The organism is Pseudolabrys taiwanensis (genome assembly GCF_003367395.1).
Classification (GTDB): Bacteria; Pseudomonadota; Alphaproteobacteria; order Rhizobiales; family Xanthobacteraceae; genus Pseudolabrys; species Pseudolabrys taiwanensis.
On sequence record NZ_CP031417.1, the window covers coordinates 1699911 to 1723340 of the forward strand.

Consider the following 23430-nt stretch of genomic DNA (forward strand, 5'->3'; position numbering starts at 1 on the left):
CCCACAGGCGAAGCTCAGCGCGCGGATAGCACCACGACCTTCGTGCCGACCGGCGTGCGCTGATACAGGTCGATGACGTCCTGGTTGATCATGCGGATGCAGCCGGACGACACGCTGGTGCCGATGGTCCACGGCTCGACCGTGCCGTGAATGCGGTAGAGCGTGTCCTTGTTGCCTTGCCACAGATACATGGCGCGCGAGCCCAGCGGATTGCGCGGCCCACCGGCCACGCCGAGGCCGCTCTGCAACTGGCTCAGTTGCCGCCTTATTTCGGGCTGCCGCTGGATCATCTCTTTCGGCGGATACCAGTCCGGCCATTCCTGCTTGCTGTGCACGGCGGCAACGCCCGACCAGCCGAAGCCCTGGCGGCCGACGCCGATGCCATAGCGGATGGCACGGCCCTCACCCTGCACGAGATAGAGGAAGTGATGCGCGGGATCGATGACGATGGTGCCGGGCTGCTCGCGCGTCGGATATATCACCGCCCGGCGCAGATACGCCGCCCCGATATCCGACAGATCGACCTCGGGAATGGGGAAGCGTTCGCCACGCATCGGCGCGTAGAGCGCGGCGTAGCGGCCACGGGCGGCCGGACCGAGCGTGTCGACGCTGTCGCCCGACGGCGACCGCGCCGGCTCCTCCTGCTGCTGCTCGGGTGTGAGCGACAAAGGCCCACGCCGCAACGGGCTGCCGGAACGGCCGTAATCTGGCGGCGCCACATAGCCACCGCAGGTCCACGGATAACGGTCGTCGCAGCTTTGCGCGGCGGCCTCCCGCGCGACCGTCGCGGCAAGGAGACCGAGGCCGATAAGACAGAGGCGACGCGTAACCATGCACGCATTATGACGCGGCGGCAGAAATCCCGTTGATCCAAGTCAAGAGCGCGCGCGTCTCAAGGTGGCCGTCCCGAACAACGCCACCACGACGACCGCCGCGACGAGCCACAGCGCGGTGACGATGATATTCGTGCGCCCGGTCAGATTTGCGAGTTGGGCGGTCAGATTGATCATGAAATGAAGGAGAATCGCGGCCAACGTGCTGCGGCGCGTGTTGTTGAAGATCCAGGTAAAGACGATGGTCACCGGGATCACCTGCACAAGGAAAAGCCAGAACCACAGCGACCACGGGCCCTGCGCCGCATGGTAGGTGCCGACGAGGTAGAACAGCGGCAGATGATACAGCCCCCAGATCGCGCCCAGTATCAGGCTCGCCCTCACCGCGGTCGACCCGGCCTGCAGGCTGTCGAGCGCGTAGCCGCGCCAGCCTAATTCCTCCGGGATCGGACCGAACAGCAAGGTCCAGAGCAGAAGGGACAGCGCCGTGGCCGGGGTCGCCACGGCCGACGACATCGCATGGCCGATCTGCGACAGCGCCATGGCATTGCCGGCGGCCACATCGACCAGCGCGGCAAGCCCCCAGAGAACCGGCGCAAACAAAAGAATGACGGCGTACCAGGACGCGGATATCCGACGCGCGTCGACGATGCGCCGCCAATAGTCGCGGCGGCCCTGGCTGCCTTGCGTCAGATGCGTGAAGGCGATGCCGCCGAGCATCGGCCCGAGCAGGCCAGCGAGTTCGAGCCCCTGCCCCCATAACGTACGCGCGCTGAGGCCGAGAACCGCAGCCGCGATCCAGAAGCTCCAGCTCCAGGCGAAGACGACAACGAAGAACGGCCATGGGCTCGCGCCACGCCTGCCTGCCCACGCCGCCGCCGCTTCGCTCATGGCCATCACCGGTGATAGGCGGCGATTAGAGGCAAAGCCGCAGCGCATGGCTTGATCTGGCGCACGCCGGGAGCGACTCCCGGACGAGCCGCCGAGGTCAGGTCTCGATCTCCACCTCGCGGCCGACGAGGCGTCCGAGCTGGCGCAGCCGCGACGTCAGACGCTCGGCGACCAGTTGGCCGTAGAGGCCGGGCAGCGACAGCGTGAGCTTCCCGCGCTTCACCTGCATCGGCGTCTTCGGCAGCACCCCGCCCTGCCCCGCCGTGAGAATGTAAGCGACACGCATGGCGGCGCCCAAGACGCGGGCGCGGTCAAGAATGCGCGCGGTGGCCAGTTCGCGCAGACGCGGCGAAAGGTCTTCTTCGCTCAAGCCGGCATGGCGGAAATAGATCGACAGCGCGAGATAGGCGCGGCCGGGATGGTCGATCGCGGAAAATGCGCCGTGCGCGATGATGTTCATCGATTGCTCGCCGCGATAATCGGGATGCGCGCGCCAGCCGATATCGGCGAGCAAGCAGGCGGCGTGGCGAAGCCTACGCTCGTCGGCCGTCTCGTCGAGACCCGACGAGGCCATGAACGCGTCGGTCCAGGCGATCAGCTCCTCGCCATGGCGCGGCGAACGCGAGCGCAGCACGTTCAAATCGGCGGAGGCCGAGATCAACGGGTCGAGCGCGCGCTCGCTCGGCTTGAGCAACTCGTAGAGCAGTCCCTCGCGCACGCCCATGACCGAGAACACCACATCGCTCGGCTTGATCGTGCGAATGAGGTTTTCCATCACCAGCGCCGCATAAGCCAACAGCGGCCGGCGCGCGGCGTTCACCACTTCGATCTTGGACAACGTATCGGTGTCGACGCGGTGCACCAGCCGCGAGAACTCCAGCGCCTCGCGCGCCGGAATGCGGTAGTTGTGCATGACGTGGAACGGATAGCCGGTCTGCCACATGTGCAGCCGCGCCAGCGCGCGCCACGTGCCGCCGACGGCGTAGAACGTGCGCCCTTCCCCGCTGTGCAGCATGTCGAGGTTCTTGAACGTGTCCTCGACGAACTTCTCCGCCTTCTTGATCGACCGATGCGAGATGTCCTGCAGAGCAAGACCGCCGAGCGGCAGCGTGATGCCCGCATTCACCCGCGAGCCGTGCACGTTGACGAGCTCGAGCGACCCGCCGCCGAGATCACCGACGATGCCGTCCGGCTTGTAGATGCCGGAGACCACGCCGAGCGCGGTCAGATGCGCCTCGCGCTTGCCCGACAGGATGCTGATCGTCGTGCGGCAGATCCGCTCGGCTTGTTTGATGAAAGCCGCGCCGTTGCGCGCATCGCGGCAGGCGGCGGTGGCGATCGCCCAGATCTTCTTGACCTTGAGGGTGTCGCACAGCCCGCGGAAGCGCCGTAACGCCGCGAGCGCGGAATTGATGGCATCCTGCGCCAACAGGCCGGTGGTCTGCACCTCGCGTCCAAGACCGGCCAAGACTTTCTCGTTGAAGATCGGCGTCGGCGCGCGCGTCAGCCCCTCATAGATCACGAGCCGAATCGAGTTCGAGCCGATGTCGATAACCGCGACGGCCGGGCCGTGATCGAGCCGGCCCTTGGCGGAGCGTTCGATGGCGCGCTTACGTGCCGCCTTCGGCGAGGCGGCGGATGAGGCTGCGGGGCGACGAGTCTTTGAGCGATTTGCCACGTCCGGAGAGGCTCGGATTGGTCATGAAGTACTTATGGGCGTTGAAGGGTTCTTCGCCCGGCGCGGCCTTTATGCGCGTCGACGTCCCATCCGGCAAGACCTTCCAGCTCTGCTCGTTGTCCTTGAAGTTCGCCACCATGATCTGGCCGAGCACCTGCTCGTGCACGGTCGGATTGAGAATGGGGCACAAAGCCTCGACCCGGCGGTCGAGATTGCGCGGCATCATGTCGGCCGACGAGATATACACAGCCGCTTTCGCATGCGGCAGCTGATGACCGTTGCCGAAACAATAGATGCGCCCGTGCTCGAGGAACCGGCCGACGATCGACTTGACGTGGATGTTCTCCGAGAGGCCCGGCACGCCGGGCCGGAGGCAGCAGATACCGCGCACGACGAGATCGATTTCAACCCCCGCGGCGGAGGCATCGTACAACGCATCGATGATGCCGGGATCGACAAGCGAGTTCATCTTCATCCAGATCGCCGCCGGCTTGCCGGCCTTGGCGTTGGCGGCTTCCTGCGCGATGTGGTCGAGAATGCGCTTGCGCAGCGAGATCGGCGAAATCGCCATGCGCTCGAGTTCGTCCGGCTCTGCGTAACCGGTGATGTAGTTGAAGATGCGCGCCACGTCGCGCCCGATCACGAGGTCCGCCGTGAAGAACGACAAGTCGGTATAAATACGCGCGGTCACCGGGTGATAATTGCCGGTGCCGACATGCACGTAGGTCGCCAGCGAACCGCCCTCGCGGCGCACGACCAGCGACAGCTTGGCGTGGGTCTTCAGCTCGATGAAGCCGTACACGACCTGCACGCCGGCGCGCTCGAGGTCGCGCGCCCAGCGGATATTGGCTTCCTCGTCGAAGCGCGCCTTCAATTCGACCAGCGCGGTCACCGACTTGCCGGCTTCGGCCGCTTCCACGAGCGTCTTCACGATCGGGGACTCGGCGGAGGTGCGGTACAAAGTCTGCTTGATCGCCACCACGTTCGGGTCGCGCGCCGCCTGCTGCAGGAACTGCACGACGACGTCGAACGATTCATAAGGATGGTGGACGACGAGATCCTTCTGCCGGATCGCGGCGAAGCAGTCGCCGCCATGATCGCGGATGCGCTCGGGATAGCGCGGGTTGTACGGCACGAATTCGAGGTCGGGCCGGTCGACGCGCGTGAGCTGCGACAGATCGTTGAGCGCGAGCACGCCGTCGACCATGAACACTTCGTCGTCGGCGACGGCCAGCGCGCGCTGCACGAAGCCGCACAGTTCGGGCGGCATCTTGGCATCGAGCTCGAGCCGGATCACCGAACCGCGCCGGCGCTGCTTGAGCGCCGTTTCGAACAGCCGCACCAGATCTTCCGCCTCTTCCTCGATTTCCACTTCGGAATCGCGGATGGCACGGAAAGCGCCGTGCCCCTTCATGGTGTAGCCGGGGAACAGGCGGCTGATGAACAGCGCCGTCGCGCCTTCGAGCGTGATCAGGCGCACGCCATCGCCGCTGGTCGGCAAGCGGATGAAGCGCTCGATCTTCTGCGGCATGCGCAGGAGCGCGTTCATCGCCTTGCCGTCCTTCACGCGCGCGAGCTGCAACGCGATCGAGAAGCCGAGATTGGGAATGAACGGGAACGGATGCGCCGGATCGATGGCGAGTGGCGTCAGCAACGGGAACACGTGGGTGAGGAAATGCTCTTCGAGCCACGCGCGCTCATTCTTCTTGAGGTCCGCGTTGTCGACCAACGTCACGCCCGCTTTGGCGAGCTCCGGACGCAGCTCGATCCAGCGCTGCTGCTGATCGTGCGCCAGCGAGGCAACGGCCTCGCCGATGCGGGCGAGCTGCTCGGCCGGCGTCAGGCCGTCCGGGCTCTGCGTCAGGATGCCCTGCCGCACCTGCCCCTTGAGGCCGGCGACGCGCACCATGAAGAATTCATCGAGGTTGTTGGCCGAGATCGACAGGAAGCGGACGCGCTCGAGCAGCGGATGATGCGCGTTGGCCGCCTCCTCCAGCACGCGGCGATTGAAATGGAGCCACGACAACTCACGGTTGATGAACCGTAAAGGACTGGCGCGTAACGACGGATCGCCCCCGGCCGCCTTGGCCTCTGGCGCCGGATCTTGAGCAATTTCTTCAGCAGTTATAACTGCTTGGCTACGTTCGGTCATGGGCGCCCCAGGGTCTCGCTGCCGCTTTAGGCGTCAAGAATGGCGTCCAGATGACAAGTCCCGGCTGTCACAATCAAGCGCCGCGCGCTTTTGTCATTAAGAAGTCACAGAAAGTCAGGCCGGGACGTCGCGGAACAGTTCCGCCGCAAGGGCGCGCGTCACCGGGCGGTGCTGACGCATGGCCTCCTCGTCCAGCCGGGCCACCGCGCTGCGGGCGGCGGCGAAGGACCGCTCGATGCGGTTGGCGAGATAGTTCACCACCGGCTCGTCGACATTGAGCTGGCGGTCGGCGGCGAGCTTGACGATGAGCAGACGCAGCAGCGCATCGTCGGGCGCATCGAGCGTCACCGCCGGCACGGCGCGCAGCCGCGAGGCGAGATCGCGGATGGTGAGCGTCAGACTGGCGGGCGCGACGCGGGCGGTGATGAGGACGTAGGCGCCCTCCTCGCGCGCGAGGTTGAGCAGATGGAACAGCGCGCGCTCGTCGAGCTCAGCCGGCTGGAGATCCTCCAGCACCAGCGCGCCCGTGACGAGCGTCGATGGCAGATCGGTTTCGCCCAGCAGCCTGGCCGACAATGTGCGCGCGCCGGCCACCTCCGCCCAGATGGTGGCGAGATGGCTCTTGCCGGCGCCCTCCGGTCCAACCAGCGCCATGACCTTGTTCGGCCAATCGGGCCAACGCTCGACCAAGGTCAGCGCCGCGTTGTTGGAGGGACCCGGCAGGAAATCCTCGCGCGCGAAGCTCACGGCGTGATCGAGCGCGAGCACGAGCTGCCGCGGACCAAACATACGCACCATGAGACTCAACCCACCCTGTCGCCGGTGTACAGTGAGCTCTCCAGATAGCGCCGCAATGCAAAGCGCGCCAGCACGCCGATGGTTGCCGCAAGCGGCACCGCGACCAGCAAGCCGACGAAGCCGAACAGATAGCCGAAGGCGAGCAGCGCGAACATCAACCACACCGGATGCAAGCCGACGCTGTCGCCGACCAGCTTGGGCGACAGCAGGTTGCCCTCGAAGAACTGGCCGACGAGGAAGATACCGAGGATCACCAGGATCCAGGTGTAGTCCGGCCAGAACTGCGCGACCGCGACCGCGAGCGACAAGATTAGGCCGGTCAACGATCCGACGTAGGGGATGAAGGTAATCAAGCCCGAGAGCAGCCCGATCAGCAGGCCGAAATTAAGCCCGGCGAGCGACAGAGCGATCGCATAGAACGTCCCGAGGATCAGGCACACCGCGCTTTGGCCGCGGATGAAGCCGGCGATCGCCCCGTCGATCTCGCGCGCCAGTTGGCGCACGGTGTCGCGATGCTGCCGCGGCACCCAGCCGTCGACCGTGTCGATCATGCGGTGCCAGTCGTAGATCAGGTAGAACGCCACGACCGGCGTCACCACGATGAGCGAGAACAGCGACACCAGCGCGCGCCCGCCCGACCACAACGACTTCGAGAAAGTGGAGAGCCAGCCGACGCCCTGCGTGACCAGATCGCTCATGCCCTTGTCGGAATTCAAACCCGAGCCGAGCAGCTTCTGCAGCCACGGCCAGCCCGGATCGCGCAGCAGGCCCTGCAGCTTGCCGACGTAACCGGGAATGTTCTCGACCAGCGATGCCAGCTGACTGCCGAGCAGCGGCGCGATCAGCAGGATGATCAGCACGAAGGCGAGCACCATCAGCGTGATGAGCAGCAGCGACGCCGCCACCCGGTTCACCCCCATGCGCTGCAGCCGGTCGGTGGCCGGCGTCAGCAGATAGGCGATCGCGAAGCCGGCGACGAACGGCAGCAGGATCTCGCTCAAGAGCCACAGCAGCAGCACGACCACGGCAAAAGCGGCGAGCCAGAAGCCGACCTGATTGCGGAAGGCGCCGGAGCGCCGCGGAGCGGGTGACGCGGCGCGTTCGGGGGCCGGCATACTCATGGGCTGGTCATGGTCGAGTTCATGTGGCGCACCCATTCGGCGAGGTAGGCCGCGATCGACAGCAGGGTCAGCGCCGTCACAAGGCCGGTCAAAATGAGAGTCAGCAGCGGCACGTCGAAGCGGAAGCCGAGCGAGGCGAGCACGACGCAGGCAAAGACGATCTGCGCCACGGTATTGAGCTTCGACACCAGCAGCGGTTTGATCTTGAGCGGCGAGCCCATCACCCACGACAGCATGATGCCGCCGATGATCAGGATGTCGCGGGAGACCACCAGGATCACCAGCCAGCGCGGGATGTAACCATTGACCCCGAGGGTGACGTAAATCGAGACGATCAGCGCCTTGTCGGCGAGCGGATCGAGATACGCCCCCAGCACCGTGGTCATGTGGAACCGCTTCGCCAGGAAGCCGTCGATGGCGTCGCTGACGCCAGCGGCCAGAAATAGCACGAAGGCGAGCCACATCAGCCCCTGCGAGATCGCCCAGACAACGATCGGCACCAGCAGAATGCGGCCCAGCGTAATGAGGTTCGGAATACTCAAGGCAGTCCCGGCTCGCAGACGCGCCGCCACGGGCGGCACGTCATTCCCATCGGCAGAGTATAACGACCGGCTGACCATTGCACGACTTGCGATTTTTCCGTAGGACCCGACACGAACGAGGGAAAAATGGCAGAAGAACAGCGCGGCCTGACTTATGCGCAGGCGGGCGTGGACATCGACGCCGGCAACCGCATGGTGGAGCTGATCAAGCCCCTGGTGCGTGCCACGGCGCGGCCGGGCGCGGACGCCGAAATCGGCGGCTTCGGCGGCCTGTTCGACCTGAAAAAATGCGGCTTTTCCGATCCGGTCCTGGTGGCCGCTACCGACGGCGTCGGCACCAAGGTCAAGATCGCGGTTGAGACCGGCCGTCACGAGACGATCGGCATCGACCTCGTCGCCATGTCGGTCAACGACCTGGTGGTACAAGGCGCCGAGCCGCTGTTTTTCCTCGATTATTATGCCTGTGGAAAATTGGATCCCGCGGCCGGCGCGGCCGTGGTCGCCGGCATCAGCGCCGGGTGCCGCGACGCCGGCTGCGCCTTGATCGGCGGCGAGACCGCCGAGATGCCGGGCGTCTATCGCGGCGGCGACTACGACCTCGCCGGCTTTGCCGTCGGCGCGGCCGAGCGCGGTGCGCTGCTGCCCCGCCCCGACATCGCGGCAGGCGACGCCATCATCGGCCTCGCCTCCTCCGGCGTGCATTCGAACGGCTACTCTCTGGTGCGCCGCGTTGTGGAAAAATCCGGCCTCGCCTGGGATGCACCGGCACCTTTCGCGGCCGGCCAGAGCCTCGGCGAAGCGATCCTCGCGCCGACGCGCATCTACGTGAAGTCGTCGCTTGCGGCGATCCGCGGCACCGGCGCGGTGAAGGGTCTCGCGCACATCACCGGCGGCGGCTTCCCCGACAATATCCCGCGCGTGCTGCCGAAGGGTCTCGGCGCGCGCGTCGATCTTGCGCGCGTCGATGTGCTGCCGGTGTTCAAGTGGCTGGCCAAGACCGGCAACATCGAACAGAACGAGATGCTGCGCACCTTCAACTGCGGCATCGGCATGATCGTCGTCACCGCGCCGCAGGACGCCGAGCGCGTGATGGCGGCCTTCACCGCCGCCGGCGAAAAGGCAACGCGCATCGGCGAAGTCATCGCCGCGACGGACGAACCGCGCGTCGTCTATGACGGCGCGCTCGATCTGAGCGCCTAAGCGATGCCGCGCCGCCGCGTCGCCGTCCTCATTTCCGGCCGCGGCTCCAACATGGCGGCCCTGATCGAGGCCGCCAAAGACAAAAACTTTCCCGCCGAAATCGCAGTGGTGATTTCCAACGTCCCGGACGCGGGCGGGCTGGCCACGGCGCAGGCTGCCGGCATCAAGACGGCGGTGGTCGACCACAAGCTCCATAAAAAGGACCGCACCGCCTTCGAGCAGGCGTTGCAAGCCGAACTGCAAAAGCACGCCGTCGAGCTCATCTGCCTCGCCGGCTTCATGCGCCTGCTGACGCCGTGGTTCGTCGGCCAATGGCACGAGCGCATGATCAACATCCATCCGGCGCTGCTGCCCTCCTTCAAGGGTCTGGATACGCACAAGCGGGCGCTCGAAACGGGCGTGAGACTGCACGGCGCCACCGTCCACTTCGTCGTGCCGGAAATGGATTCCGGGCCCATCATCGCCCAAGGCGCCGTGGCGGTGCACGACGACGACACCGAGGCGAGCCTCGCCGCCCGCGTTATAAAAGTGGAGCACCGCATCTATCCGCTGGCGCTGCGGCTGGTAGCGGAAGGCCGCGTGCGTGTGGAAAACGGCCGTTGCCGCATCGCCGAGGCGGCGTTCCCCGAGGCCGCCTACCTCGTTCCCGACAGCGCGACCTGACCTTTTCTGCCAAAGAAATTCCCCCGCTAACGCGGAAGTGAATTCGGTGCCCTCGCCGGTGTTTGTAGGTTCACGGCTGCCGGGGACGGCGATTCAAGCTAGGCCCCGACCAAATAGGGGAAAGAAAACATGAACACGTCTGAACAGAAGCTCTTGTATCCGGGGCTCGCGGGCTTCTACGCAACCTGGACCGATATCGCCTATACGTTTATGCGCGTCGTTGTCGGCGCCATGTTCCTGATGCACGTCTCGGTCAAGTTCAAGATCGGTGCGGGCGCGGTCGCCGCCAACATCATGGCGAAGAACGGCCTCGAGCCGGCGCTGATCATGGCCTATGTCACCATGTTCCTGGAAGTCGTCGGTGGCGTCTGCCTCATCATCGGCCTCTTCACGCGCTTCTTCGGTGCAGCGCTTGCCATCGAAATGCTGATCGCCATGTTCGCGGTCCATTTCTCGAAAGGCTATGCCGCCGGCGCCGGCGGTTACGAATATGTTCTGCTGATCGGCGCTGTGTGTTTCCTCATCGCGCTGCGCGGCGGCGGTCCCTACTCGGTCGACCGCTTTCTCGGCAAGGAGCTGTAAGCTTCACACAGTCATTCCGGACGCGCGCAAAGCGCGCGATCCGGAATCCAGCCGAAACGTCGGCGCTCGTTTCTGGATTCCGGGTTCGCGAGCAAGCGCTCGCGCCCCGGAATGACGCTCAAACCTTCCGCACCCACACTTTGTTGTCGTGGAAGGCCGCGCCGCCGTAAGGCGCGACCGGATCGGCGCCGGTGAGCGAGTTGATGCCGCAACCGTCGGCATAAGCGGCGTTGGGCCAGATCGATTCCGCGATCAGAACACCGCGCCGCACGCCGTCGAACAGCTTCGCATGCAGCCGCACCTCGCCGCGCGTATTGCCGAGCACGACATAGTCTCCGTCCACGATGCCCTGCTCAGCCGCATCGTCCGAATGGATCATCACTGTCGGCCGCTTCTCATTAGCCAATGACGTCGGCGTCTCGTTGAAGGTCGAATTGAGGAAAGCGCGCGCCGGCGACGTCGCGAGCCGGAACGGATGCGCGGCATCCGCTTCCTCTACCACGCGCCAATAATCCGGCAATGGCGGCATCGCCTCGACCGGTCCCGATTGACAGGGGCTGCGGAACGGCACCGTCTTCCAGTCCGGCTTGAAGCGGAATTTGCCGTCCGGCCACGGGAAGCCATCGAGGTAATGCGATTGACGGAACGGCGGTTGGCAGTCGAGCCAACGGTTGGGCTCCAACTCGGCGAGCGTGCCGCGGTTAGACGCGCGCAGCATGTCGTCGATCAGTTCGCGCGGGCTCATGCCGAAGCCCGGATGCTCGGCGCCGACGCGCTTGGCCAGCGCGCCGATCACTTCGTGATTGCTGCGGCATTCGCCCGGCGCCTCGACGAGCTTCGGTCCGAGAATGATGTATTGGTGCCCGCCGCCGCGATAGATGTCGTCGTGCTCCAGAAACGTCGTCGCCGGCAGCACGATGTCGGCCACCTGCGCCGTTTCCGTCATGAACTGCTCGTGCACGCAGACGAACAGATCCTCGCGCGCGAAGCCCTGCTTGACCTTGTTCTGATCCGGCGCAACCGACACCGGATTGGTGTTCTGCACGATCATCGCGGTCACCGGCGGACCGCCGGCCAACGCCTCGCGCTCGCCGGTCAGGATGGCGCCGATGCGTGATTGGTCGAGCATGCGGTTCGTCGGGTCGGCGCGGTCGAGCCCTTCGATGGTGCGCTTGTTGAGTTGAAAGATGTCGGCGTTGTTGTGGAAGGCGCCGCCGCCTTCGTACTGCCATGCGCCCGTGACGGCCGGGATGCAACTCGCGGCATGCATGGAGGCGGCGCCGTTGCGCGAGCGCGCGAAGCCGTAGCCGAGCCGGAAGTAGGCGCGCTTGCGCTCGCCGATCAGCCGCGCGAACGCCTCGATGGTTTCGACCGGCGTGCCGGTGATGGCCGATGCCCAGGCCGGATCGCGCGTCTCGAGATGCGCTTCCAACTCGCGCGGCGCATCGGTGTATCGGTCGAGATAATCCCAGTCCGCTTTGCCGTCACGGAACAGGCAGTGCATGACGGCGCAGGCGAGCGCGGCATCGGTGCCGGGCTTCACCAGCACGGCGAGATCGGCCTGCTCCATCGTGCCGTTCATATAGATATCGACCGCCACGATCTTGGCGCCGCGCTCTTTGCGCGCGCGGGTCGCGTGCGTCATCACGTTGACCTGGGTGTTCACCGGATTGGTGCCCCAGATCACCACGAGATCGGACTTCGCCATCTCGCGCGGATCGGGTCCGGCGATGCGCCCGACGCCGGCGGCGAAGCCCGAATAGGCCGGGTTGACGCAGATCGTGGAATGAAAGCCGGAATACCTCTTGGCATGACGCAGCCGGATGATGCCGTCGCGCTGCACCAGGCCCATCGTGCCGGCGTAGAAATACGGCCACACGGTTTCGGAGCCGTGGCGCTGTTCGGCCTGCAGGAATTGTCCGGCGACGATATCTAGCGCGTCGTCCCACGAAATCGGCGCGAACTGGCCGGAGCCCTTCGGTCCGACCCGGCGCAGCGGGTGCAGCAGGCGCTCCGCGTGATGCTGGCGCTCGGCGTAGCGCGCGACTTTCGCGCAGACGACGCCGGCGGTGTAGTCGTTGTCCTTGGAACCGCGCACCCGGCCGATGGTGCGCGCGTCAAGAAGCTCGACTTCGAGCGCACAGGTCGACGGACAGTCGTGCGGGCAGGCCGAGTAGCCGGTGCGCTTGGTCGGGGTCAGCCGGACGGTCTCATTCATGAGACCGTTATTATAGCGTCATTTTGGAAGATACCACCGGGCCCCGCGCCAATCGCGGCCCGGCGGCGGAAACCGGCCGGACCCGGCCGGTCGTCCCGCCCGCCCCGCCCAGCGGGCGGCGGCGGGCGCGTCGGAATGACGCAGTGCCTAGACCTGGCTTTCCACAGGCCGGCGCAGGCGGAGCAGCACGAAGCCCACCGCCACCACGAGGACGGCGCCCACGGCCGGGGACCACGTATGCAAGGCCTCCGCCACCTCGTGGCCGAGATAGCCGACGATGGCGGCATCGCCGACGATGATCTCGCCCGCGACCCAGCCGAGCAACGCGGCGCCAGCCCACACCAGGATCGGGAAGCGTTCGAGCAAGCTCATGAGCAGCGCACTGCCGGCGATGATCAGCGGCACGCTGGTGGCGAGACCGAAGACGATCAGCACGGTTTTGATGCTGAGCGCATGGGCGATGTCGATGCGCGCCGCCGCCGACTCCGCCGCCGCCGCGATCGCGATGACATTGTCGAGGCTCATGATGATATCGGCGACCGTCACCAGCCAAACAGCACGCAGCAGCGTATCGCCGGCCTTGACGTTCTCCTCGGAGTGATCGTCGCTCGGAACGATGAGCTTGATCGCGATCCACAACAGCAAAAGGCCGCCGACGAGCTTGAGGAACGGAATGGCCATGACTTGCGCGATGATCACGGTAAAGAAGACGCGCAGCAGCACGGCCGCGCCGGCGCCAAGCAGAATGCCCCAGAAGCGCTGCCGCGACGGCAGCGAGCGGCACGCGAGCGCGATGACCACGGCGTTGTCGCCGGACAAAAGAACGTTGATCCAGATGATCTGTCCCAGCGCGATCCAGAACGGTGCGTGGGAAAAGCTTTCTACCAAATATTGCACGTCGCACCCCTGCGAATTCGGCCGGCCAAGCTAGCCAGACTCGCCGGCATAATCGTCAATTTACGTAGCCCGGTAAACCTCTCGGGCGATTGACGTTCGCAATCGCCCGAGAAGAGTTCCCGATCAGCCGACGATCTCGTTCTCGGAGAAGAACTGCGCGATCTCGACCTTGGCGTTGTCGGGCGAGTCCGAACCGTGCACCGAGTTCTCGCCGATCGAACGGGCGTGCTCCTTGCGGATGGTGCCGGCGGCCGCCTTGGCCGGGTCGGTCGCGCCCATCACTTCGCGGTACTTGGCGATCGCGTTCTCGCCTTCAAGGACCTGCACCACCACCGGCGCGGAGATCATGAAGTCGACGAGTTCGCCGAAGAACGGGCGCTCTTTGTGCACCGCATAAAAGCGCTGCGCCTGTTCCTTGGTGATGAGCACGCGCTTCTGCGCGACGATGCGCAGACCGGCCTTCTCAATGATGGCATTGATGGCGCCGGTCAGGTTGCGCTCGGTCGCATCGGGTTTGAGGATCGAAAAGGTGCGCTCGAGCGCCATCGGGTTATCCTTCACTGATTTTAATGGGAGTATTTACCGACATTCATTGGAGTGCCAGCGTCGCGGCGGCTTATACCGGGGGGCCCTGCGGGCGGCAAGTTCGGACCGCCCGCCCCCTCCCCGACGTCATGGAATGTGATGAAATCACGCTACCAAATGTTCGCCGGCTACAACGCCTGGTGCAATGAGCGCCTCTATGATGCCGCCGCGACAGTACCCGATACCGAATACCGGGCCGACCGCGGCGCCTTCTTCAAGTCCTTGCACGGCACGTTGAACCACCTCCTGGTCGCCGACCGCGTTTGGATGCGCCGCTTCACCGGCGTCGGTGCGCAGCCCCCGCAACTCGACGCCATTCTCTATGACGATTTCGTGGCCTTGAGGGCCGCGCGGCGCACCCAGGACACGCTGATCGGCCGCTACATCGACGGCCTGAGCGAGGCGGACCTGACGGGCACGCTGCGCTACAAGACGGTGGTCAATCCGCAGACGATCGAGCAACCGCTGGCACCAGCCCTCGACCATTTCTTCAACCACCAGACGCACCATCGCGGCCAGGCCCACGCTTTGCTCAGCGCCATCCTCGGCAACGACAAGACCCCGAGTTTCGACCTGATCGTCTACCAGCGGCAGACGGGGGTCGGGCTGAAGTCGATGAGTTGAGCGCGTCCACGTCACGCGCCCCCTTCTGTCATGGCCGGGCATGTCCCGGCCATCCCGCTTAGAAGGCGCGGCGCCCCGATCGGGATTGCCGGGACGACGACAAGATCGAACGTTTACGCCGCCCTGGAATGACGCGGAAAGGCTTGCACGCAACCGAGAGGAGTGCTTGGAGAGGTGCGCCTCCGGACACCCGCACCTAAGGAAACACGCTCATGAGCACCAACCGCGTCCATCGCATCGCCGTCATCCCCGGCGACGGCATCGGCAAAGAGGTCGTGCCGGAAGGCGTGCGTGTCCTGGAAGCGGCGGCAAAGAAATTCGGCTTCAAGCTCCAGCTCGACAACTTCGATTTCGCGAGCTGCGATTACTACGAAAAGCATGGCCGCATGTTGCCGGAGGACTGGAAGGACCAGATCGGCAAGCATGACGCCATCTTCTTCGGCGCCGTCGGCATGCCCGACAAAGTGCCGGACCACATTTCGCTGTGGGGCTCGCTGATCCTGTTCCGCCGCGAGTTCGATCAATACGTCAATTTGCGCCCCGTGCGCTTGATGCCGGGCGTGCCCTCGCCGCTCGCGGGCCGCGAGCCGGGCGACATCGACTTCTGGGTGGTGCGCGAGAACACCGAGGGCGAATACTCCGCCATCGGCGGCAGAATGTTCGCCGGCACCGAGCGCGAGGTCGTGGTGCAAGAGACGGTGATGAGCCGCGTCGGCGTCGACCGCGTGCTCAAGTTCGCCTTCGAACTCGCCCAGTCCACGCCGAAGAAGCATCTCACCTCGGCCACCAAGTCGAACGGCATCGCCATCACCATGCCGTACTGGGACGAGCGCGTGAAGGAGATGGCCAAGAGCTATCCCGACGTGAAGTGGAACCAGTTCCACATCGATATTCTGACGGCTCACTTCGTCATGAATCCGGACAAGTTCAACGTCGTCGTCGCCTCGAACCTGTTCGGCGATATCCTGTCCGATCTCGGCCCGGCCTGCACCGGCACGATCGGCATCGCGCCGTCGGGCAACATCAATCCCGAGCGCAAATATCCGTCGGTGTTCGAGCCGGTGCACGGTTCGGCGCCGGACATCTATGGTCAGGGCATCGCCAATCCGATCGGCCAGATCTGGTCCGGCGCAATGATGCTCGAGCATCTCGGCGAGAGCGAAGCGGCCAAGGCCATCGTCACCGCGATCGAGAAGGTGCTGGCCGAACCCAAGCTGCGCACGCGCGACTTGAAGGGCCCGGCCAACACCGTCGAGTGCGGCAAGGCGATCGCCGAGGCGTTGGCATAGCCGCACACACCGGTCATTGCCGGGCTTGACCCGGCAATCCATATCGCCTGCCCGCGAGCAAGGATGTACGTAGCGCTCTCACGTCTGAGAGCCATCATGGATGCGCGGGTCATAAGGGCGTTCACGCCCGTCTTCGACGGGCTATGCCCGCGCATGACGCCGAGTGCGTAGCACGGGCGGCGGCTTCAGACCCTGCGTAATGGGGATTGCGTTGAGCGCCCCGCTCGGCCACAACGCGCCCCGCATGCTCATCATCGACGACCTCACCGTCCGCATTGCCGGCCGCACATTGATCGAGAACGCGAGTGCGCGGGTGACGCCCGGCGCGCGCGTCGGCTTGGTCGGCCGCAACGGCACGGGCAAGTCGACACTGTTCAACGTCATCACCGGCGACCTCCCGGCCGAGACCGGCCACGTGGAAATCCCGTCGCGCTGGCGCATCGGCCGGCTCGCCCAGGAGGCGCCGAACGGGCCGGAGCCGCTGATCGACGTCGTGCTCGCCGCCGACCGCGAGCGCACCGCCCTGCTCGCCGAGGCCGAAACCGCCACCGACCCGCACCGCATCGCCGACATCCAGACGCGGCTCGTCGACATCGACGCGCATTCCGCGCCCGCGCGCGCCGCTGCCATCCTCTCGGGCCTCGGCTTCTCCGCGGCCGATCAACTGCGCCCCTGCTCTGAGTTCTCCGGCGGCTGGCGCATGCGCGTCGCGCTCGCCTCCACCTTGTTCTCGGTCCCCGACCTTTTGCTGCTCGACGAGCCGACCAACTATCTCGACCTCGAAGGCACGCTCTGGCTGCAGGACCACCTCGCGAAATATCCGGCGACGCTGATCATCATCAGCCACGATCGCGACCTGCTCGACAATGCCGTCGACCAGATCCTCGCGCTCGATGCCAAGAAACTCACGCTCTACCGCGGCGGCTACACCGCGTTCGAGCGCCAGCGCGCCGAGCGCATGGTGCTCGACCAGAAAGCGATCAAGAAGCAGGAAGCCCAGCGCAAGCATCTGCAGGCCTTCGTCGATCGCTTCCGGGCCAAGGCGACGAAGGCGCGGCAGGCGCAGTCGCGCCTGAAGATGCTGGCCAAGCTCGAGCCGATCGCCGCGCTCACCATCGACGACGTGCGCGAGATCACATTTCCCGCGCCCGACAAACTGCTATCGCCGCCGATCATCGCCGCCGACGGTGTCGCGGTCGGCTATGACGAGCGCGTGGTGCTGTCGGGCCTCAATCTGCGCGTCGACAACGACGATCGCATCGCCCTGCTCGGCTCCAACGGCAACGGCAAATCGACCCTGGTGAAGCTTCTCGCCGGGCGGCTTGCGCCGATGCGCGGCAATATCACGCGCGCCGCGAACCTCAAGGTGGCTTACTTCGCGCAGCATCAGCTCGACGAACTCAATCCGGAAGGCAGCCCCTACGATCACGTGCGCGCTTTGATGCCGGACGACCCGGAAGCGAAGGTGCGCGCCCGCGTCGGCGGCATCGGCTTTTCCGGCGATGCCGCAAACTCGAAGGTGAAGACCCTTTCGGGCGGCGAGAAAGCGCGGCTGCTGCTGGGCCTCGCCACCTTCAGCGCGCCGCATCTGATCATTCTCGACGAGCCGACCAACCATCTCGACATCGACAGCCGCGGCGCCTTGATCGAGGCGATCAACGACTTTCCGGGCGCGGTCGTGCTGGTCTCGCACGATCGTTATCTGCTCGAAGCATGCGCCGATCGTCTGTGGCTGGTCGCCGGCGGCAAAGTCGCGCCGTTCGACGGCGATCTCGACGATTATCGCCGTTACGTGCTGTCGCGCGACAAAGCCAACGACGCCAAGCAGGCGGCGGCACAGACCGACCGCGCCGAGGTGCGTCGCGCCGCCGCCGAGAAGCGGGCTGAGACCGCGCCCCTGCGCAAACGCATCGCCGACGCGGAGAAGAAGATCGCGCAGTTGACGCGACAGCTCGAAAAGCTCGACGCGACGCTCGGCGATGGCACGCTGTTCGCCACCGATCCGGCGCGCGCCGCCGAACTGTCGAAGACGCGCGCGGCCGTCACCGCCGAGATCGCCGAGACGGAAGAAGCCTGGCTCGAAGCCAGCGCCGCGCTCGAGAGCGCCTAACCGCGCTCAGAACTTCACCATCAGCGCGCCCTTCAACATCTGATCGTAGGCGCCGGCGCCGAACTGGCCGCTATAGGTGATGCCGAGTTGCGCCGCGCGCGACAGCGCGAAATCGAGCCCGGCCTCGACGACCGCGGCGTCTCGCGCGATCGGCACGCCGGCGATTGTGAACGGCGAACTGCCGGCGAACGCGAAGGTGCTGACCGGCGTGGTATCGCCGAAAGCATGGCGCCAGCCGAGCGTGCCGCGTGCGGTGGCGTTGGCAGCGCCCCATGCGAAGGTGGTGGCACCGCGCAGGCCAAGCGTCGTGAACGTCGTGTCCGTCGTAGCGCTCGCGCTTGTAAGCGCCGCCGCGCCGCCGCTCTCCGTGAAACTGTCATTGCGGAAGCTGACGTAAGCAAGATTGGCGAAGGGCTCGTACGCGGCCTTGCCGTAACGAAAGCCGTAACCGAGTTCGCCGAACGCCTGCGCGGTGCCCGCCTCGTAGTCCGCCTTCAGGCTGTCGCTGAATCCGGGAAACGAGACCGACCGGCTGGTCGAGACGCGGTGCCACGTATAGGCGGTGCCCACGCGGAAGGCCAAGTCACCCCACTGCGTGCCGCCGTACAAGCCGGCATAGTAGTTATCGCTGCTGCCGGAGGACGAGCGGTCCTTCGCGTTGAAGCTGGTGCGGCTATAGCCGCCGACAAGGCCGAGACGCGCCCGCCCGAAAGCGGGGCCATCGACGCCGAGCAGGAAGCCGCCGGTCGAGCGCGTCAGACTGGCGGCGTTGCCGTCGCCGTCCGAGCGTCCCCAGGAGCCGAAGCCAGTGCCCCACGCCACCAGCCCGGGGCTCGTCGCCGCGGGAGAACGTCCCTTCCCGTCCTCGTAGGCCATGGCCATGATGGCCGGCGCGGCGACGCTCTCGAATGCCGCGCGCACGCGATCGTTTACGGCGTTGCGGATATAGCGGCCGTCCTCGATCAAAGCCGTCTTCGCGGATGCATGAACCTCGCCGGAGAGCAGATCGAAGGCCGCCCGCGCCTGGTCTGCCGACAGATTCAAGACGGCATTGTAAAGCGGATTGCCGGTGCTGAGCGTATCGATGCCATTGCCCGTGGCCACCTGGTTCGGCGTGACGCCGATGGTGCCGAAACCGCGTGAGTCGCGGATCAAGGTCAGGAATACGTTGTTGGCGTCATAGCTCAGCGATGGAACGAGGAAAGCGAGATTGGACGTTACGGTGCCGAATGCGCCTGTGACTCCGCCGTTCGCCGTCAGGATCGTGTATTGCGTCGACGGCGAATAATTGCCGACCCCGGCGAGCACCTGCACCGTGGCGCCGTTGAGCGTCGCCGTGCCTGTGGCATTGATCCGATCCGCCTGTCCGCTGGCGTTGGCTTCGACTTGATAGATCGCCCCCGGCGCAAAGGCGATGCTGCCCGCGACGTTCAGCGTGCCGATGGAATTCCCCGGCGCGATGGTGCCGTATACGGCGACGTCGCCGATCGTTCCGCTACCCTGCAGCCGGCCGCCGCTCATTACATCGATCGTGCCGCCGAGCGCACCGTTGACCACCAGCGTGCCACCGGAAATCCAGGTCGTGCCGGCGAAGTTGCTGGAGTCCGCCGTCAGGATCGTCGTGCCGGCGAGCTGCTTGATGGTGCCGAGACCATCGATGATCGGCGCGAAGGTGTAGTTCGTGCTGGTGTGGTTGAATTCGAGGCTGGCCCCGGACGTTGCGAGGTTCACTTGCGAGGCATTCAACGTGCCCGGCGCGGCGGGCGGTTGATACCCGGGCCAGAATTCTTGACCACCGATGGTGATGACGCCGACAGAGGCGGCATTCTGGGCGACCTGCACCGTGCCGGTGCCGCCCATCACCGTGACGGCAGCGCCGTCCGAAATAATCAGACGTCCCTGGGCGACATTGGCGCCATCGCCGGCGACGAAAAGGTCACCCGTGGTGATGCTCAGAGAAGAGCCGGCGCCGTGTACGTCGATAAAGCCTTGCGCCCCGTTACCAAAACCGATCACCGTGTCGCCGCCGGAAATAACCCGGCCACCGTCTGCAATATCGAGGGAGCCCGTGCCGGCGCCAGTCAAGCCCGCCCCGACCACCAGCGCGAAATCCGACTGCAGCAGAGAATTGGGGCCGGCGACATTGACCGACCCAAGACCACTCCCGGCCCCGATCAGGGCCAAGCCGGCGTGAACGGTCGCGCCGCCGGAAATCGTCAGGTTCGCGCCACCTGCATCTCCGACGGTCAATTCGTTTGTTACGGTCCAGTTCGATCCAGCACCGTCGACCGTGACGAAGGCGCTCGATCCGGCAGCAGCGCCCATCGTTGCGCGGGTCGACGTCATCGTGGCGCCCTGAAGCACATTCAGGTGGCCCCAACCGCCGACGTCGTTGCCGATCGCCGTTATCCCGGTCTGCAGCAGCGAGCCCGCGCCCGTCACCGTTACTGTCCCGGTCGACCGTTCGCCGATGGACGTTGCATCGAGATAGGCGCTCGAGCCGCCAGCGATTGTCAGGGTGCCGGTGCCGTCGAGGCCGATCACTGTCGTGCCGCTGGTCCCGGTCCACTGCGATGCGCCATCCAGCGTCAAGATGCCGGTCCCGTTCTGACCGAGAATCAGCCCGCCGCTGCCGAAAGCTGATCCACCGCCAACGGTCACCTCGCCGCGGCCGGCGACGCCAATCGTGACAAGACCCGCATTATTCCAGATCGATGAGTTGGATAAGGAAACCTCACCGCGGCCGGTGACTTCGACGCCAACGGAAGCCGTGTTTCCGGTGACCACGCCCAGCGAGAGGTTCAACACGCCATGGCCGAAATTACCGATGAGCAGCGAAGACCCCGCGCCCCAAGAGGCGGTGTCGATCGGCGGAGCGCCGGTGAGATCGACCGTGCCGGACGATCCGGCGAGATTGCCGATGATGCCCGACGTGCTGCCGACGATGCCGCCGGCGCCGATTGACAGAGACCCCACTCCGGTGTCGCCGACGGTGAGCTGACCGCCGACGGTCCACGGCGACGCCTGCGTCCCAGGAACGGTTTCAGAGGCACCGCCGTCGATCACCGCCTGCGCCGCTGCCGGCTGCGTCAGCACCAGAACCGACAACAACGCCGTCGTCGCCAGCAAAGCCAAGCGGATACGAAACGCGCCCCCGCCTGCCCGGCAAGCAACTGCATCTGAATTAACTCGCAACATCGTGCCCCCAAATCGCGCGGCGAATCCGACCGTTGGGGCAAATTAAGAAACCGCAACGCACGCGGCTTGGGCTGCACGACGCAGTCGTTTGGGCCGGGCGGCACGTGGCGGCAAAAGTGCGCGATGTTGCTGCCCCGCCACATGCTCTCGAGGACGATCAATCGCTACCGGCACGAAAATTGTCGTCGCCTTGTGCGGCGCGGGCCCGGACATCCGACGGCGTCGCGCCGAAGCGGCGACGAAAGCTGTGATTAAAATGCGAGAGATCGCCAAAGCCGCATTTGTAAGCGATATCGCCGATGGGCAGAGCCGCGGCCGCGGTCAGCATGACGTAGGCGCGGCGCAGTCGCTGTTCGCGCACGAAATCGGTGAACGTCGTGTGGTCGCCACCGAACAGGTCGCGGATATAGCGCGGCGAGATGCCGTGGCGCGCCGCGATGGCATCGACCGTGAGCCCTGGGCGTGCCAGATGGGCAAGAACATCGGCTTTCACCGCCAGAAGCCGCGCCGCCCGCACGCCACCTCTTGCCGCGATTTCGGCCGCGTCGCGGGTCGCTCCGAGCGCAAGCGCGGCAAGGTCGTGGATATGCGCCGCGCTTGTCGCAACAAGGTCCGCCGGCATCGGCTCTTGCCGGCTCTGCAGCACGTCGACATAGCCGAGCAAGAGACGCAACGCCTCGGACTGTGCCGGCAATGGCCGCATCAACATCTTGTCGATATCCGCGACGATCGCGCCCAGACTGCGCCGGCTGAACGAAAGCGTCAGCAAATCCATGGCGACGGGATTGCGCGAATATCCCGTGGTGGCGTTGGACCACAGATAGGCGCCGCCATCGCCGATGAACACTTCGCGGTTGTTCTGCGCGGCAACCATCTGTCCGCGCCGCATGACGGCGAGGATGAAGTTGTCGTCGCCGTCGGCGACCAAAGGTTTGGTCCGATGAACGATCGCGGCTGACGCGGACGATGACCGGATCGTCACATCCGGCAGGACATGCACGACGGACTCGCTGCGGAACGGCGCATCGCCGAGCGGTTCGAGATCAACCTTGACGACGGACCGGGCAAACAGATCCCGCCACATCGGGATCCGGTCCTTTTCGCGGATGTCGTCGGTCGAAAACCGGAAGACGCGGCCATCGGCTTTCACGGACACCGCAATCGCTTTCCATACCAGGAGGTAACGAAGCGTATGCGGCAGGGCGCGAAACGTCTTGGGCCAAACGGCAGATGACTTGGTCTTAAAGGCAGACGGTTTGGACTGAGCGGCAAAGTCTTTCACATCGACTTACCGGAATACTTCTGGGATAATCACCACGCCGGAAACTCAAGAAGGGGCGGCTCTTGAGCAACGACATCGTGAACTTGCGGCTGCGGAGCGCCGATTTCACCGGCGCTGACTCGGTCGAAGCCTTTCGTGAAGTCTATGGCCGCGCGATCATGCGGCTCGAGATCGACCCATCGCCGGATCATCCGCTCGAGGTCGACTTCACCATCAAAGCAGTGCCGGGTTTTTCGTTCGCCACCGGTACGATGTCGCCCACGGTAAATCGCCATCCGCCATCCTTGATCGACAGCGACGACATCGTGCTGGTCTATGCGCCGGAGGGATGCGGCACGATCAGTCAGATGGGCCGTGAGACGCAAATCGCCGGCGGCGCCGCCACCTTCGCGTCCGACGCCGAAGCGGGTGTTTTCCAAGGGCATAGCCCCGCCAAGCTCTACAACTTCCGCTTCACGCGAAAGATGCTGAGCGGCATGCTCGTCGACATCGACGCGGCCATCGCCCGGCCGATCGCCCCGGGCAACACCGCTCTGTGGCTACTGACGCGTTATGCCAGCGTCATGAGCGATCTCGATGCCTTGGCGACGCCGGCGTTGCGCAGCACGATCGTCACTCACATGCACGACTTGGCGGCGCTGCTGCTCGGGCCGGGCCCGGACGGCATCCACGTCGCCGGCCGGCGCGGCGTGCGCGCGGCGTGCGCGCGGCGCAGTTGCGCGCGATCCAACAGGACATCAAAAGAAACCTCACGTCGCGCGACCTGA

Annotated in this window: 19 protein-coding genes; 7 read left to right on the forward strand and 12 right to left on the reverse strand. The window is 65.5% G+C overall.

The genetic code is table 11. The features are described from left to right. Window positions 1-14: 14 nt before the first annotated feature. The 7 genes from DW352_RS08155 to DW352_RS08185 form a co-directional block, all read right to left on the reverse strand. The gene (locus tag DW352_RS08155; protein WP_115690186.1) at window positions 15-833 is read right to left on the reverse strand and encodes a L,D-transpeptidase; all 819 of its coding nucleotides are present in this window, start codon (window positions 831-833) and stop codon (window positions 15-17) included. A gap of 42 nt (window positions 834-875) precedes the next feature. Continuing rightward, entirely contained in the window at window positions 876-1724 is an 849-nt protein-coding gene (locus DW352_RS08160; RefSeq protein ID WP_162826851.1) for a CPBP family intramembrane glutamic endopeptidase, read from the reverse strand. 97 nt (window positions 1725-1821) lie between these two features. After that, window positions 1822-3402 carry an exopolyphosphatase gene (ppx, locus tag DW352_RS08165; protein ID WP_425374639.1) on the reverse strand — a complete coding sequence of 527 codons (1581 nt, stop codon included), beginning with the start codon at window positions 3400-3402 and terminating at the stop codon, window positions 1822-1824. Beyond that, window positions 3335-5554, reverse strand: a complete 2220-nt coding sequence (locus DW352_RS08170) for an RNA degradosome polyphosphate kinase (RefSeq protein WP_115690190.1) — start codon at window positions 5552-5554, stop codon at window positions 3335-3337. The genes ppx and DW352_RS08170 overlap by 68 nt, the downstream gene beginning before the upstream one ends. Window positions 5555-5668: 114 nt before the next feature. Further along, window positions 5669-6352 (reverse strand): HdaA/DnaA family protein, encoded by a 684-nt coding sequence (locus DW352_RS08175; RefSeq protein ID WP_115690192.1) that lies wholly within the window; start codon window positions 6350-6352, stop codon window positions 5669-5671. Window positions 6353-6357: 5 nt separating this feature from the next. After that, entirely contained in the window at window positions 6358-7473 is a 1116-nt protein-coding gene (locus DW352_RS08180; protein WP_115690194.1) for an AI-2E family transporter, read from the reverse strand. After that, window positions 7470-8015 (reverse strand): CDP-alcohol phosphatidyltransferase family protein, encoded by a 546-nt coding sequence (locus tag DW352_RS08185; protein WP_245434363.1) that lies wholly within the window; start codon window positions 8013-8015, stop codon window positions 7470-7472. Before DW352_RS08185 ends, DW352_RS08180 begins: the two co-directional genes overlap by 4 nt. A gap of 126 nt (window positions 8016-8141) precedes the next feature. Between DW352_RS08185 and purM the strand changes: the two genes are divergently transcribed. The 3 genes from purM to DW352_RS08200 all read left to right on the forward strand — a co-directional run bounded on the left by purM (window position 8142) and on the right by DW352_RS08200 (window position 10460). Beyond that, window positions 8142-9215 (forward strand): phosphoribosylformylglycinamidine cyclo-ligase, encoded by a 1074-nt coding sequence (gene purM, locus DW352_RS08190; protein WP_115690198.1) that lies wholly within the window; start codon window positions 8142-8144, stop codon window positions 9213-9215. A 3-nt stretch (window positions 9216-9218) separates the two neighbouring features. Next, window positions 9219-9878: a phosphoribosylglycinamide formyltransferase gene (purN, locus tag DW352_RS08195; RefSeq protein ID WP_115690200.1), complete on the forward strand. Its 660-nt coding sequence runs from the start codon at window positions 9219-9221 to the stop codon at window positions 9876-9878. A gap of 129 nt (window positions 9879-10007) precedes the next feature. Beyond that, window positions 10008-10460, forward strand: a complete 453-nt coding sequence (locus DW352_RS08200; protein ID WP_115690202.1) for a DoxX family protein — start codon at window positions 10008-10010, stop codon at window positions 10458-10460. Window positions 10461-10578: 118 nt separating this feature from the next. Here the strand turns inward: DW352_RS08200 and DW352_RS08205 are convergent, their stop codons facing one another. The 3 genes from DW352_RS08205 to ndk form a co-directional block, all read right to left on the reverse strand. Beyond that, window positions 10579-12678, reverse strand: a complete 2100-nt coding sequence (locus tag DW352_RS08205) for a molybdopterin-containing oxidoreductase family protein (RefSeq protein WP_115690204.1) — start codon at window positions 12676-12678, stop codon at window positions 10579-10581. Window positions 12679-12825: 147 nt separating this feature from the next. Continuing rightward, window positions 12826-13575: a TerC family protein gene (locus tag DW352_RS08210; RefSeq protein ID WP_115690206.1), complete on the reverse strand. Its 750-nt coding sequence runs from the start codon at window positions 13573-13575 to the stop codon at window positions 12826-12828. 123 nt (window positions 13576-13698) lie between these two features. Further along, window positions 13699-14121 carry a nucleoside-diphosphate kinase gene (gene ndk, locus DW352_RS08215; RefSeq protein WP_115690208.1) on the reverse strand — a complete coding sequence of 141 codons (423 nt, stop codon included), beginning with the start codon at window positions 14119-14121 and terminating at the stop codon, window positions 13699-13701. Window positions 14122-14259: 138 nt separating this feature from the next. On the opposite strand from ndk, the gene DW352_RS08220 reads away from it, so the two are divergent. From DW352_RS08220 to DW352_RS08230, 3 genes are all read left to right on the forward strand, one after another. Beyond that, a complete protein-coding gene (locus DW352_RS08220; protein WP_115690210.1) occupies window positions 14260-14784 on the forward strand; it encodes a DinB family protein in 525 nt (174 codons plus the stop codon). 212 nt (window positions 14785-14996) lie between these two features. After that, window positions 14997-16073, forward strand: a complete 1077-nt coding sequence (locus DW352_RS08225) for a tartrate dehydrogenase (protein ID WP_115690212.1) — start codon at window positions 14997-14999, stop codon at window positions 16071-16073. A 244-nt stretch (window positions 16074-16317) separates the two neighbouring features. Then, the gene (locus DW352_RS08230) at window positions 16318-18183 is read left to right on the forward strand and encodes an ABC-F family ATP-binding cassette domain-containing protein (RefSeq protein WP_115694303.1); all 1866 of its coding nucleotides are present in this window, start codon (window positions 16318-16320) and stop codon (window positions 18181-18183) included. Window positions 18184-18189: 6 nt separating this feature from the next. Here the strand turns inward: DW352_RS08230 and DW352_RS08235 are convergent, their stop codons facing one another. Both DW352_RS08235 and DW352_RS08240 read right to left on the reverse strand, forming a co-directional pair. Further along, the gene (locus DW352_RS08235; RefSeq protein ID WP_162826852.1) at window positions 18190-21318 is read right to left on the reverse strand and encodes an autotransporter outer membrane beta-barrel domain-containing protein; all 3129 of its coding nucleotides are present in this window, start codon (window positions 21316-21318) and stop codon (window positions 18190-18192) included. Window positions 21319-21538: 220 nt separating this feature from the next. Continuing rightward, entirely contained in the window at window positions 21539-22537 is a 999-nt protein-coding gene (locus DW352_RS08240) for an AraC family transcriptional regulator (RefSeq protein WP_115690216.1), read from the reverse strand. Between the two features lie 188 nt (window positions 22538-22725). Between DW352_RS08240 and DW352_RS08245 the strand changes: the two genes are divergently transcribed. Further along, entirely contained in the window at window positions 22726-23430 is a 705-nt protein-coding gene (locus DW352_RS08245; RefSeq protein ID WP_115690218.1) for an AraC-like ligand-binding domain-containing protein, read from the forward strand.